The organism is Candidatus Villigracilis proximus, from assembly GCF_016717045.1.
In the GTDB taxonomy this organism is placed as follows: Bacteria; Chloroflexota; Anaerolineae; order Anaerolineales; family Villigracilaceae; genus Villigracilis; species Villigracilis proximus.
This window is the reverse complement of sequence record NZ_JADJUO010000012.1, coordinates 132,747-147,381: the sequence shown is the minus strand read 5'-3', so window position 1 is coordinate 147,381 and position 14,635 is coordinate 132,747. Positions and strand designations below refer to the sequence as shown.

Sequence of the window (14,635 nt, the reverse complement as noted above, 5' to 3'; positions counted from 1 at the left end):
GGCTTGTCCCCGCCCTGAATTGAATAAGGATAATCATAAAAAGGCGATCACAAGGGTCGCCCCTACGGATTATTTTATGTTTTCTTTAAGGGATTCACCGAAGATCTTCAAGCCATCATTGATCTGCTCAGTTGTGACATTCAATGGCGGGATCCAGCGCAGGGTATTGTCGTAGGTGCCGCAGGAAAGCAGCAACATTCCTTTTTCTTCAGCCGAGTGGACAATATCCTTAACCAATTGCTTGGCTTTGGCCTGGCTGCCATCAATAATAAATTCGGTGCCGATCATTAAGCCTTTGCCGCGTACGTCACCGATCTGCGGATATTCCTCCTGGAATTTGCGCAGGCCGATCATTAATTGAATGCCTTTGTCAGTGGCATTTTCAAGCATCTTTTCATCACGCATGGCTTTGATCGTGGCCATACCCGCGGCACATGCAATCGCATTTCCGCCATAGGTGCCGCCAATGGAACCAACATCGAGTTTCTTCATAATTTCAGTGCGAGTAAAAACACCTGAAAGCGGCATACCAGAAGCGATACCTTTCGCTGCAGTGATGATATCGGGCATAACGCCGAAATGTTCGAGAGCAAACCATTTACCTGTGCGCCCAAATCCGGACTGGACTTCATCAAAGATAAGCATGATGCCGTGCTTGTCACAGATATCGCGCAGGCCCTTCATAAATGAGGTCGGCGGGACAATATATCCGCCTTCGCCTAAAACGGATTCAATCAAGATGGCGGCAGTATCTTTTGGAGCAGTTTGTGATGCGAGTAAATATTCCAGTTGACCTAAAGCATATTCACTGGCCTGTTCTTCGGTCATATGCATATTGAAAGCATACGGAAACGGTGAAACGTAAATTCCCGAAGGCAGTGGACCAAATCCTGTGCGATAGCCCGTCTTGGACGTGGTGAGCGCCATGGTGGCATGTGTACGCCCGTGGAAGGAGCCGTTAAAGACGATGATATTCTGTCTGCCTGTGGCGGCCTTGGCAATTTTAACAGCGTTCTCCAGAGCTTCCGCACCGGAGTTGGCGAAGTAAAAACTATCAATTGAAGGCGGCACAATTTTGCGCAATTCTTCGATGAGTTGCAACATCGGCTTATGGATGACAAGATTTGCCTGCGCATGCAGGAACAGACCCGCCTGCTCGCGGATCGCTTCCACCACTTTCGGGTGACAGTGACCGGTATTGGTCACGCCGATGCCGCTGGTGAAATCCAGCAGTTTCTTGCCGTCTTCGGTGTAAATATATGCACCTTCAGCACGGTCTGCAACAAAGTTGAAAATGCGGCTCCAGGCGGGAGTCATATGTGAGAAGTTATCTTGATAGAGTTGGGTATTCATGAATTTCCTTTTTACCCAAAAATGGACAGACTCGCGCCTGTCCATTTTTGGAATAAACAATTTCTTTACTGAGCAATCATCACATGTTTGGTGACCAAATAATCACCAACGGATTCAGAGGAGAGGTCCTTGCCAAAACCAGACTGTTTAAACCCCCTCCATGCGGCGCTTCTGAAACCAATGGGATGTGATCGTTGACCCAGACTGTTCCAAACTCCAATTGCTGGGAAACACGCATTGCACGACCCACGTCTTTTGTGAATACTGAAGCCGCAAGGCCGTAAACAACATCATTACCCAAGTGAATCGCTTCCGCCTCATTCGTGAATGAATTGATCGTGATCACAGGCCCAAAGACTTCACTCTGAATGATTTCAGATTTCTGATTGGCATCGGCAATGATGGTCGGTTCATAGTAATATCCTTGTTGGAAATCCTTGGGAATTCGTCCGCCAGTCAAAACTTTCGCGCCATCTTTTTGAGCACGTTCTACAAAACCCATTACAGATTCACGCTGTCCGCCGGAGATCATCGGGCCAATCAGAGTGTCATCGTCAAAAGGATCACCGATCTTTGTGTTACGGACCGCAGCCACAAGAGCTTCCTCAACTTTCTTTCGCAACCCTTCCGCCACATACACACGGGTGGCAGCGGTACAATCCTGACCAGTGTTAATGGTGCCGGCCAAGGCAACTTTCGCGGCGACTACATCCACATCTGCATCATCGAAAACAAGTACAGGGGCCTTGCCACCCAGTTCAAGATGAACACGCTTAATAGTATCTGCCGCTGTGCGCATTATAGTTTGCCCAACTTCGGTGGAGCCCGTTACACTAATCAAACGAATATCAGGGTGTTCAACCAGAAGACGTCCTGCATTGCGACCTGTAATAATATTGACAACACCATCGGGTATACCAGCTTTAATAAGCTCGCCAAGCATAAGGCTTGTCAACGGAGTAATAGAAGCAGGCTTAAAAACCGTGGTGCATCCAGCCGCAAGAGCCGGACCGATCTTCCAAACTCCCATCATTAGCGGATAGTTCCAGGGAGCAATTTGCCCCACTACCCCAACAGGCTCACGGCGATACATGGAAGTATAGCCTGGCATAAATTCGCCGGCATGGTTTCCATGTGTATCGCGCGCCGCACCAGCAAAGAAGCGAAGATTATCTATCGAAAACAACAAATCCGCGCCCAGGCTGACAAACTTATATGGCTTCCCTGTATTTTCAGATTCCAATCGGGCAAATTCTGCGGCATTTTTTTCAAGAAGATCGGCCAATTTCCAAAGAGCTTTTGAGCGTTCTGCTGGAGCAAGTCTCGACCAGCGGCCATCGTAGAATGCATTTTTGGCCGTCTCAACGGCAAAATTTACATCTTCCGGGCTGGCATCCACTACTTCTGCAAATTTCTTACCAGTAGCCGGGTTCTCAACAGATATTTTTCCGCCGCCTTTGCTGTCAACCCATTTTCCGTCTATCCAAAGTTTGTATTCCATAACGTCTCTCCTTGTTTTGAAAATTATGAATTCAATCGAATAGCGACCAGTTGAATATTGGTCATATCTTCCATCGCAAACTTGACGCCTTCACGCCCCAACCCGCTTTGACGGTTGCCGCCATACGGCATATGGTCGGCGCGGAAGTTGGGAGTATCGTTAATAATGACACCGCCAAAATTCAAACGTTTCACCGCTTTCAAAACGCGGTCAATATCTTTTGTAAACACACCAACCTGCAAGCCAAATTTTGAATCATTCGCCTGCTTAAGTGAGGATTCAAAGTCATCACTTGAAATCACGGATGCAACCGGGGCAAACACTTCCTCAGCGATCACCTTCATTTCATTATTGGTATCTGAAAGAATTGTTGGGTAATAGACTGTTCCGTCACGTTTACCGCCTGTTAAAACTTTTGCGCCAGAACCCTGCGCTTCCCTGACCCAGCCTTCAATACGATCAACTTCCTTTGAGTCGATCATTGGGCCAACATCCACCCGCTCGTCAAGTGGATTGCCCACCACCATAGATTCGGTGGCCTTAATAAATTTTTCAGCAAATGGTTCATAGACTTCTTTTTGACTATAAATACGCTGAACTGAAATACAAACCTGTCCCGAGTTGTAAAATGCTCCAAGTGCGCACCGGCTGGCTACAAAATCCAAATCTGCATCAGGGGCAATGATCACAGGCGAAGTATTTCCCAACTCAAGCGTTACTTTCTTAATGCCTGCAACCGCCAAAATATGACGGCCTATTTCAGGCGAGCCTGTAAAGGTGATCTTATCCACTCGCTCGTCGGTAATGAGCCATTCGCCAACTGTTCCGCCTGAACCAACAACCAGGTTGATTGCTCCGGCGGGCAAGCCAGCCTCCTGCAAAATTTGACAAAGGATAACAGCCGCAAGAGGTGTGGTAGTCGCGGGCTTGAGAACAAGCGTGTTACCAGCCGCAAGAGCCGGCGCCACTTTATGCGCAACCAGATTGAGGGGGAAATTGAAAGGACTGATGGCTGCGATCACACCTACCGGACGACGGGTCCAAAAACCAAAATAGCCTTCACCCGAAGGGACGGCATCCAATGGAATGGTTTCACCATGCAAACGTTTGGCCTCTTCAGCCGCAATGGTAAAAGTGCTTGCGGCACGGTCCACTTCGCTGCGGGCAAACTTAAGTGCCTTACCGGCTTCTGCCGCAATTACTTTTGCAAGCTCTTCTGAGCGTTCACGCAAGAGCGTGGCTGTTCTCAAGAGAATTTCAGCACGCTTATAGGCGGGCATTTCTGCCATAATATCTTCGGCACGCTCTGCGGCATCAATCGCCTGATTTAAGTCTTCGGGACTGGCAGTAGGTAATGCGCCAACTGTTGAGCCATCATATTTATTTTTTACTTCAAGAATAGAGCCGTTCCCAGTCCACTTACCGTCGATCAAAAGTTTGTATTCCATACATTCTCCAGAAATTAATTTGAGAATATTAAATTTCTTTAAATCGCCCAGGCAAGATCAAGCTTCTCAAGCGTTTCGGGGGTCGGTGCGCCATCGGCATTGAGCCCTGCCAGCTTGTAGTATTCATCTATCGCTGAATCAACTTCTTCGTGAGTCAGAGCGAAGCCTGCTGTTGGGCCGGTGCCTGCCAAAGCCTTATAAAATTTCTTTGGCAGTCTGTCATCCTTGCGTCCAAGTCCCTCGCGGGCATTGAAAGCACGGAAAAGGCTCAAGCGGCGGCGGCCAACGGTCATTAACTCTTCAAGAGTTAAATCCCAGCCTGTAACAGAGTTCATCATGGTGACAGTATCTTTACCGTCATATAGAGTCCATGCGGGTCCGTAAACAAATTGACAAATCTCAGCAGAATCCAACATGGAATAAAAAACTTCGGTCTCATACGCAAAGCGGACTTTTTCATTGGTCAGGCTGTAAGCAGGCTGCGGTGAGCCAAGACCAATTTGCTTAAGGCGATCCAGATTGAAATCGCCGACACCTTCTTCATAATATGGATCGTGCTCGCTCGATTGATGATCCGCGCCGAAAGGATTGACCGCATAAATCAGGCTAAGAGAACGCTTGGCTTGCGGCATGTGCGCAGGAGCTTCAGCACCTTTGACCGTGATCAGGAATTCATCGGAACCCTTACCCCAAACTTTCGCGGCGCGTTCAGAACCCATTCCAAGTGTTTTCCCAAATTCGCCTTCACCTTTTACCATCATATACAAAGCCTTGATCATCGCATCGGCATTGCCAAATTTGAGATCAAGCCCCGCGGTTTGTTCAGTTGTGATAACGCCTTTTTCAAAACATTCCATCGCAAAAGCGATCGTAGCTCCAGCCGCAATCGAATCAACTGCATATTCGTTACAAACTTGATTTGCCAAAGAAACCGCCGCAAGATCATCAACGCCGCAATAGGAACCGAACGTGCCAAGTGTTTCATATTCAGGTCCGCCATAACGCGGATCAACCTTATACGCGCCTTCCTTGATCTCAACCACGCGCTTGCACTTGACCACGCACGCATAACAGGTGTCGCGTTCCTTCAAAATGGTTTCAGCCATCTTCTCGCCGCTGATCGGCTCGCAGCCTTCAAACTGACCTTCGTTATAGTTACGGGTCGGCAAAGTACCAATCGTATTATTGAACAAAACCACAACCGCTGTACCAAATTTGGCGAGACCATCCATATCGCCATTCTCCGGCAGAATCTTAGGCCCCGTGCGATTCAATGCGATTAATGTCTTCGGGTCGGCCACTTCCACTTTTTTCCTGCCGCGCACAACAACAGCCTTCAGGTTTTTGGAAGCCATCACCAGCCCCATACCTGTGCGTCCATTATGGCGGTTGGACATGGAAGCAAGCGACGAAAACAGCACGCCATTTTCCGCGCCGATACCGTGTTGTAAAATTTCAGCTTTGGGGTCAACATCTTTATGAATAATATCGTCCACTTCCCCCGTCAACTTACCCATCAAATGTGCGGCATCGCGCAACTCATAATTTCCATCAATGATCGCCAGATAAACGGGTTTGGACGATTTGCCTTTGATCACAATTCCATCAAAGCCTGCAAACTTTAATTCAGCCGGAAAAAAACCGCCGCTCTGTGAATCACCAATCCCGCCGCTGATCGGAGATTTGGCATTCGCATTCAAACGGCTCTGACCGGAGATCGCCGCGCCGGTCGTCACACCTGCCATGAGGGTCAACACATTATCGGGACCGATCGGGTCTGCGCCTTTTGGCGTATCGCGCAAGATGTAATACATTCCCATCGCAGAGCCGCCGAGATATTTTCGATAAAAAGACTCCTTCGGCTCTTCAACCTCAAGCGTACCTTTCGTCAAATCAACATGCAAAATCTTGCCGTTATAACCGTTGGGCATGACATCCTCCGTATAATTATTTTTTCAATTATACAGGTCTGGCGGACTTAAGACAACGCAGGTTTTCCGAAAGTGACACATGCGGATTAAATAACCGCTTCATTCCCAAACCGAAATCTGACACAGCCTCGAATGACATTTCCGCCCTGCAGCCTTAACCTTCCCTGCCCGCCATCCTCAACCTGACGTGAAACACAGTCCCCTGATTGATCTCGCTCACGACAGAGATCGTCCCGCCCAACTCATCCACAATGGACTTAACGATATACAAGCCAATGCCGCTGCCGGGAATCTCCGCCACAGTCACATTTTTGGCACGATAGAAACGCTCGAACAAATGCGGAATCGCCTCAGGCGGAATCCCAAGCCCATGATCCCTGATCGAAATCACCACCTCATTACCGCTAACCGCAGTTGTTAACTCAACACTTTTTCCCGCCGGCGAGAATTTCACCGCATTGTTGATCAAATTAATAAAAACCTGAGAAAGACCGCCTGTTTCCCCAAAAACCCAAACAGCGCCATCTTCTGTTTTCAGTTTGATCGAGATATTTCGTCTACCCGCAATCGCCCTGACCGCTAAAATAGACTCGTTCAAAACAGGCATCAAATCCATTGGATGCGCATCAAGTTTCATCCTGCCGCTTTCCAGGCGCCCAGCAAGCAGCAACTGATTAATAAGCTCCTTCTGACGGTTCAACTCACTCACCAGCACACGCCAGTATTCAGCAATCTCCTCGTTCGTACCGCCTTGCTGTAACAATTCGGTCATCAGAATTGCAGAAGTCAAAGGCGTGCGCAACTCATGTGATGCGCGGTTGATAAAATCAGACTTCATCTGATCAAGCCGCGCCTGCTCGGTAATATCACGCACAATGATCAAGGCCTCCCCGGTGCTGATCGGATGCAAACGCGCTTCAAATGTCTGCTCGTGATTCGGCAGATTGAATCCGTATACCCAGTGAGACGCAAGAAAAGCCTGATGCGAATCGGTTTCAAGGATCATTTTTGCCACATCAGGCGGCCATAGTTCCTGTAATTTTCTGCCGATCACCAATTCACGCGGCGCAAACAACGGATGACTCGGATTCGCGTTGTAGTCGAGAATCCGTCCCGACAGATCTGTTCGCAGCAACAGATCCGGCAGCGCGTCCACGATGATGCGGTTGCGCATCTCACTGACACGGATCGTTTCCTCATAGCGCAATTTCTCCAACGCTGCGCCGATCAAATTCGCAGTCGTCTGAATCGTATCAAATTCATTCGCCAGCCATGAAAGCTGATTCTGTTTATCAAATAAGGCTAGAAATCCCCATGAGCCCATCGCGCCTTGAATCGGGATCACCAAAATGGAGATAACCGGAAATGGCGAGTTTTCAATTTTCACCCCCTTGACAGAAAACACGCGCGTGGGACTCTCTGCGATCGCATCCAGAAATGGATGAAGTGCCGCTGTGATATTAAATCCAGCCGCCTCATGATCCACCCATTGATACTGCTCCATCATCGCAGTTGCGTGAATATTGAACAACGCACAGCAAAATACATCCACCGCATACCCCAGAGATTCAAGCACTTCAGGGATAGCCAACTGGATATTGGGAGAACGGAACAACCCGGCAGTCGCCTCGCTGATCACCGCCAGTGCGAGCATATGCCGCTTCAAACTTGCTTCAGAATGTTTACGCTCTGAAATATCACGCGCCAACATTTGAATATACGCGGGCAGTCCGTTGTCATTATGGACAACCGAAATACTCAACTCCACCGGCAGCAGGCTGTCATCCTTTTTCTTTAATGTAGATTCAGAAATACTTAAATGCTTTTCAAGCAGCGCATCACGCTCGCTGGAGTTATCCAACAGCATAATATCTCCAACCGGCAGACCGATCAACTGGGATTCTTCGTAACCCAGCAAACGCAGCGCCTGTTGATTGGCTGTAATAAACTTAAAATCCAGTCCGATAATAAAAACACATTCCCCCGTTTGCTCGAATAAAGCGCGATAGTCCAGATTTCCTCCCAGCTTATTCCTCCCGCTGACCTGTACCTTTAATGTCAACTGGAAGCCTGCCAAGTGAATCGTCTTTTCATCCATACGTTATATCTTCCGGGCGCAGATCGGGCAGTATAGCCTGCACACAACAGCCAGTTTCAGTATCGAGTATTCTAACCTCACCACCCAAACTGGAGAACATCGCGCGCGCAATCGTCAACCCCAGCCCCAAACCCTGATATTCGCGCCCATCTCCCTGACTGACCTGATAAAACCGTTCAAATACTTTTTCACGCAATTCAACCGGAATTCCTCTGCCTTCATCCTGCACAGTGATCGATGCACCGCCGTTTTTCCCCGCGCTCACCAACAGCGCAACCCTGCCGCGTTCAGGACTAAACCGAAATGCATTATCCAATAAATGTACCAATGCCTGGGCAAACTCACGACGCGGCGCTTTGATTTCAACATCCAGTGAAATATCATGCACAAAGCTTAATCGCTTTGTTTCATATCGTGCCAGCCTTCTTTTGATCGGCGCCAAAATATGGTTTTCAGGATCAATTGTCTGACGCAAAGTATTTAATTTATTCTGGTCAATATCAGCCAGAAGGATAATATCCGCGATCAACGACTCCAAACGATCTGCGCTTGAATGCGCAATGCGAATAAACTCACCTTGCTCCTCAGGGGTCGTAAACTTATGGTTTACGACCATATCCAGCGACATCATTACATTGCCCAATGGAGTGCGCAGTTCGTGGCTAAAATTTTGCAAGACTTCCTTACGCAGCTTATCCATCTCCTCCTGTGCCGATTGAATCACCTGAATACGGCCGCGTTCCTGTTCTGTCTTCACACGGCGCAACACAGCCTCGATGCGCGCGATCAGCTCCTCGGTCACAAAAGGCTTCGTCACATAATCATCTGCCCCATTGCGTATCCCTGAAACCCGATCTTCACTGGCCGCCCGCGCCGTCAAAAAAATAAACGGAACAAGCGCAAGCTGTGGGTCTTCGCTCATTTGCTGCTTCATCTCAAAACCATCCAGCGCGGGCATCATTACATCTGAAATAATCAGATCGGGCTGCGCCTGTTTCGCCTTGATATAGCCATCATCGCCATTCATCGCAGTAACCACACTATACCCGCGCCGCGCAAGCGTAGCCGCCAGCCCCATGCGAATGGCCGGTTCATCATCTATTACAAGAATCATGGTCTTATCTTCCATACGTTACCTCATGGCATTACGAATGGATATATTATCCTCTCATCGCGTCTCGCAATCATTATAAGGACGTGACAAAATTTAAGGATATGAATAAAGACCCGCGTCAATTCTGAACTGTGAATTGCCCGGCCTCAAAAAGCATTTTCTACCTTTCGCCTTAATCGTCTCCCAAACCCGCCACGAACGGGTTGACATCTGGAATTCCCGGTTTAATCCACATGCGGATCGGGAAATACAGGATCGCGCCAATAACCATCGCGCCCAGCGCCCACGAAATGGATGCCATGCCTTCTTCAGTATATTGGCTGTAGATAGCGAGGCCAATAATCATGGCAGGAGCAAGTGTCACAAGGGTTAACCCAAAATAGCCGCCGGGGACTTTTTTGCGTTCCAAATGCGGCATCGAAAAACGCAATTTCCACATGGCAAAGAATTCAGCCATCAACACCAGCATGTTGAGGAATACGTCAATCACCACCAAAGCGGCAAACGCCGAAAGCGAAAAAACAGAATAGATCAATCCGCAAAACAGAATCGCGACCCACGGCGTGCCATACTTCGGGTGGACTTTCACCATGAATTTCGGCATCATGCCATCTGCGGCCATCGCAAAGGGCACACGCGTTCCGCCGAGTCCATTGCCGATGAACAAGCCAACCATGCTTAACACTGCCGAAAAGGTAACTAATGCTCCCATAACAAGAGCAAGCGTCCCGTTGGTTTGACCCGTTAATTTATCCGCCACGGCATGGGCAATATCGGGGAATTCCCATCCGACAGAACTTGCCGTATCCACACCCCAGGATTGCGCCTGCTCATGAGGAACACCGTATTCATCCAAAACAGGGCCAATGCCTTCGCCGCTTTCGTATTCTTCAATGCCCCACATTTGGTAACGGCCATCTTCGCCCGCGCCGCCATACAGACCAGCCAGAGTCGGCAAGGCATAGGTTGCAATTGCAGCGACCAGCACCAACGCCATCGCCAATGGATATGTTTTCTTTGGGTTAACGATCTCATCACCCGCTGCGGCGGGCAATTCCCAACCCATGAAATTCCACATGGCAACAAAGATGCCCGTGCTCAACGCGCCAATCGTGTTGTTAAAATTAACTTCCGCGCCGCCGGGCAGGAATGGTAATTGAACGGTTGTGCCGCCTTTGATCCATGCCATAAAACCGATGACCGTCAATGCGATCAATGGCAGCAGCATGATGATACCCAGCCAGTTGGTGAGCAGTCCTGAAAAACGCGCGCCGCGCACATTCAAGGCAGAGACCAGCCAAATTAAAGTAACTGCAACGAGAAAAGAAAGCCACGTGCTATCCACAAATACGCCGCCGATCGTTGCGCCTTCACGCAATGCCGGAAAAAAGTATCCAAGATAGTAAGCAGCGAGCACAGGATAAATGGAAACATCAACCCATGAAACCACCCAGTTCATCCATCCGCCCATGTAGCCGACGAAAGGACCAAAGGCAACTTTGAGCCAATGATAATAACCACCCTCAACCGGCATCATGGATTGCATTTCGCGCACCATCAACATATTGGGAATGCTGAAGAATAGAGGAGTTAATACAAACAGAAGCAACGCCAGACCGGGTCCTGACCAGCCGACCATTGGCTCTGCTCCGAAAGCACCGCCGCACACTGTGAAATAGATCAACCCGAACAACGGCCAAAGTGTCAATTCACGCTTGAGCTTTTTCGTCTCTGCGCTGATGACATTTCCCTCACCAAGTTTCTTATTCATTGTGCCCTCCGAAAGTATTGGAGCGCGAGAGCTTGCAAGAAAACATCAGCAAGCTGATGAACTCCATATCCAAAAAAAGAGCGGACAAACGTTCTCACGTTTGTCCGCTTTATGAACTTTATGCGGTCATTTCCTTCATCCCGTAAGGGAAGCCGTAATCGGCCATTTTTTCCATGAATGGATTAGGCGGGAAAGCCTCAGGCCCGAGGACGCCGACACCTTTCCAGACACCGTGCTGGATCAAATCCATGGCGATGACTGCGCTGAAAGCGGTTTGCGCTACTACTGCCTGACAACCCCAGGCATCCATGCAGGCCTTGTTATCTGCCACCTGATAAAGATAAACCTGGCGCGGCTTGCCATCTTTTGTGCCTTTGACCCAGGTTCCGGCACAGGTCTTGCCAGACATCTTATCTCCAAGATGAGCGGGGTCTGGTAAACAGGCCGCCACAACATCGCGCGGTGCAACCTGTACACCCTTCACTGTAATTTTTTCTTTGTTATCAAGGCCAAGCATGTGCAAGGTCTTGAGCACGCCGATGAACTGATCACCCAGACCATATTTGAATGTGGCACGTTTGGTCTTGATCCAACGCGGCATAAGCAAAACTTCTTCATGCTCCACGTTAACAATTTCCACGGGGCCGATCTCGGGGAAGTCAAAGATTTCGGGCTCCGAGAATGGCGCGGTGGTGATCCACTCGCCATCCTGCCAGATGACAGGCGGATTCAAACACTCTTCGATGGTGGTCCAGATCGAGAAGTTGGGTGCAAATTCATAGCCTGAGATGGCAATATTGGCACCGTCACGAATGCCGAGTTCTTCAATTTCATCAAAGAGATGGTCGGCGGCGTAGCGGGCGAATACATCTGCCATGCCGGGCTCCACACCAAAGCCAACGAGTGCGAGAATATTCTTCTTCTCCCAGTCTTTGGCTTTATCGAATTGATAGTCACCAAGTTTGATACCGGGTTTATTGAACGGGTCGGTTGGATGCGGCTCGGAGAGAGTCATAGCCATATCCATATAGGTTGCACCGACATTATACGCGGCGTCGAAGATCTGTTTGTTGAAGATCGGATCAACGGAATTCATGATCAAATCCACGCTATATTTTTTAGCGAGGTCTTCGATCATTTGTTGATTACTGGCGTCAATGAATTCAACGGGGAAACGACTGTTATCTCCCATTTTCTTCTGCACTTCTTCAGCGCGTTTGACGTTGTAATCTGCAAGCACCATTTGTTCCATCCAGGCGCGCGGTTTTGCAATCGCCGCAATTGCTTCGCCCACCCCGCCAACACCAACGAGTAATACTTTCATGATCTTTGCTCCATTTAGTTTTATAACTCGCGCGTATGCGAGTTAGGATTACTGTTTGGATTCATAAATAGCCCCACCATATACACTTTGGTAAAGGTTTCCCCGATCGTACGTATTGCTTTCAAAAACGCTTTCATATTTCCTTTTTTTATTGGCTCCACCGCCGTGATCTTAACTTACGGGGCAGACAAGTTTTATTCCGCTTCACCCTTTTGTGGTTAGGGGTGAAGCGTGAATTTCCTAAAAATAAATTTCCTTCATGATCTTTAAGTGAATGAAGGATTCCGTCTCGCGGATCCCATCCACTTTGGCAAGTTTCTCTGTCAGAAATTTTAGCAGGTCTTCATGGTCGCGGCAAAAAACTTCACACATGATGTCATAACGTCCGCTGACAACCACCATGTAAACGACCTCATCGAGTTTGGCTATTTTCTCGGCCACTTGTAACATCTTGCCGCCATCGGTATGGATGCCGATCAGCGCCATGGTGCGAATGCCCATCATGAGCGGATTTGTAACCGCCACCACTTTGAGATAACCAAGCTCAACAAGGCGGTTATATCTCTGGCGGATCATGCCGGGCGAGACGTTGAGCTGTTCTGCGATCTGAGCAAATGCTTCCCTGCCATCTTTACGCATGGCGTCAATAATGTATTGATCGATGTTGTCAAGGCGTCCAGATTGATTATTATTACCGATTACGCTTTCCATTGATTTATTTTATTCCTTTTTTGCATTAAAGTCAATAAATTCATGATGATTTGTTATTTCGCAGAGAATTATTGTACACAAAAAAAACCAAGACGCTGACTACACGAAGACCCAAGTCTGATTCTTACTTAATTATTGTCTACGAGAAGAAGCTACTCTCCTCCTTTAACTTCAACCCAGATGGCATCATACAGTGGAGTCGCCTCACCCACATCTTCAGTACGATGACCGCTCGCGATCACTTCAGCGGGCGTATTTGTGATCGGAGACGCCATGTACGCATCGTATAGTTCTGTTTGATTTTCTTTTGCGTAATCCAATGCAGCCTGATTTGGGTTTGTGTATGGAAAGTCACGCAGCATCATCCAAAAAATATCACCCTGCATGGTGTAGTTAAGCCAGGCATAAGCCGCATCTGCATGAGGAGCATTTGCAAGCATCGCCCAATTATCCTGCCATAAAAGCGCGCCCTCTGTTGGATAAATATATTGAATGGCAGGGTTCTCCTGTTGAGCGAGCAGTGCTTCCGCTGTCCATGTGATGCCGAGGTCTACATCTCCGGCGATCAACGCTGTTTTGGGGCTGTCGCTATCAAATAGCTTAACTCCCGGAACAAGTTCTGCCAATTTTGCTTTCGCCTCCTCCAGTTGCACAGGGTCGGTTGTATTATGTCTGTATCCAAGTGTCAGAAGCACCACACCAATGATTGTGCGAGATTCGTCAAGAAAAACCATTCTGCCAGCGTATTCGGGCTTCCACAAGTCAGCCCATGATTGTGGAATATTTTCAACCGTGTCCGTATTCACCACGATACCCTCTGTGCCCGCCTGATATGGGATGGTGTACTTGTTACCGGGATCAAACGGGAGATTGAGGTAATTTGGATCGAAATTCTTAAGTGCGGGAAGTTGAGCGTGATCAAGTTCCTGTAATAAGTCTTGACGCATCATCAATGCAATAATATAGTCAGTGGGCTGAACAAGATCATAATTTGAACTGCCCGCAGAGACTTTGGCATACATCTCCTCATTCGTGGAGTATTCATCTTGGTTAACCTTGATGCCATAGACCATTTCAAAACATTCGACCATTTCAACTGGCATATATTCGGTCCACACAAAAATGTTTAGCTCAGTGGAGGTAACCTCAACTGGAAATTCGGGCGCGGGGCAGGCAAATCCGCTGGAGGTGATTTTGGCTCCATCAGCATCTGCCACGACACTCTCTTCCCCACCACTACAAGCAGACATGATCAGGCTTGCAATCGTAAAAAACATTGATAATTTAAAAAGGTTATGTTTAATCATCATTTAGTTCCTTTAGAAGATGGATTCTTTATTCGATCAAAACAAAAATAAACCGGACAGATCAAATGATCCGTCCG

At 48.3% G+C, this 14,635-nt stretch carries 9 protein-coding genes and 1 pseudogene; all 10 read right to left on the bottom strand.

Features of this window, described 5'->3' with window-relative positions; genetic code table 11:
• Positions 1-69 precede the first annotated feature (69 nt).
• Positions 70-1,353, bottom strand: a complete 1,284-nt coding sequence (locus IPL71_RS15265; protein ID WP_514130794.1) for an aspartate aminotransferase family protein — start codon at positions 1,351-1,353, stop codon at positions 70-72.
• 65 nt (positions 1,354-1,418) lie between these two features.
• Positions 1,419-2,854, bottom strand: a pseudogene (locus IPL71_RS15260) (gamma-aminobutyraldehyde dehydrogenase).
• Between the two features lie 23 nt (positions 2,855-2,877).
• Complete coding sequence (locus IPL71_RS15255; RefSeq protein WP_345323054.1) at positions 2,878-4,302, bottom strand: aldehyde dehydrogenase family protein; 1,425 nt, start codon at positions 4,300-4,302, stop codon at positions 2,878-2,880.
• Positions 4,303-4,340: 38 nt separating this feature from the next.
• Positions 4,341-6,233 (bottom strand): aldehyde ferredoxin oxidoreductase family protein, encoded by a 1,893-nt coding sequence (locus tag IPL71_RS15250; RefSeq protein WP_345323052.1) that lies wholly within the window; start codon positions 6,231-6,233, stop codon positions 4,341-4,343.
• 154 nt (positions 6,234-6,387) lie between these two features.
• Complete coding sequence (locus IPL71_RS15245; RefSeq protein ID WP_345323050.1) at positions 6,388-8,331, bottom strand: ATP-binding protein; 1,944 nt, start codon at positions 8,329-8,331, stop codon at positions 6,388-6,390.
• On the bottom strand, positions 8,324-9,460 hold the full coding sequence (locus IPL71_RS15240; RefSeq protein WP_345323048.1) for a hybrid sensor histidine kinase/response regulator: 1,137 nt from the start codon (positions 9,458-9,460) through the stop codon (positions 8,324-8,326). Before IPL71_RS15240 ends, IPL71_RS15245 begins: the two co-directional genes overlap by 8 nt.
• A gap of 157 nt (positions 9,461-9,617) precedes the next feature.
• The gene (locus IPL71_RS15235; protein ID WP_345323046.1) at positions 9,618-11,216 is read right to left on the bottom strand and encodes an APC family permease; all 1,599 of its coding nucleotides are present in this window, start codon (positions 11,214-11,216) and stop codon (positions 9,618-9,620) included.
• 118 nt (positions 11,217-11,334) lie between these two features.
• Positions 11,335-12,540: a saccharopine dehydrogenase family protein gene (locus tag IPL71_RS15230; protein ID WP_345323044.1), complete on the bottom strand. Its 1,206-nt coding sequence runs from the start codon at positions 12,538-12,540 to the stop codon at positions 11,335-11,337.
• 240 nt (positions 12,541-12,780) lie between these two features.
• Positions 12,781-13,251: an Lrp/AsnC family transcriptional regulator gene (locus tag IPL71_RS15225; protein ID WP_345323043.1), complete on the bottom strand. Its 471-nt coding sequence runs from the start codon at positions 13,249-13,251 to the stop codon at positions 12,781-12,783.
• Positions 13,252-13,403: 152 nt separating this feature from the next.
• On the bottom strand, positions 13,404-14,561 hold the full coding sequence (locus tag IPL71_RS15220; protein ID WP_345323041.1) for a polyamine ABC transporter substrate-binding protein: 1,158 nt from the start codon (positions 14,559-14,561) through the stop codon (positions 13,404-13,406).
• Positions 14,562-14,635 lie beyond the last annotated feature (74 nt).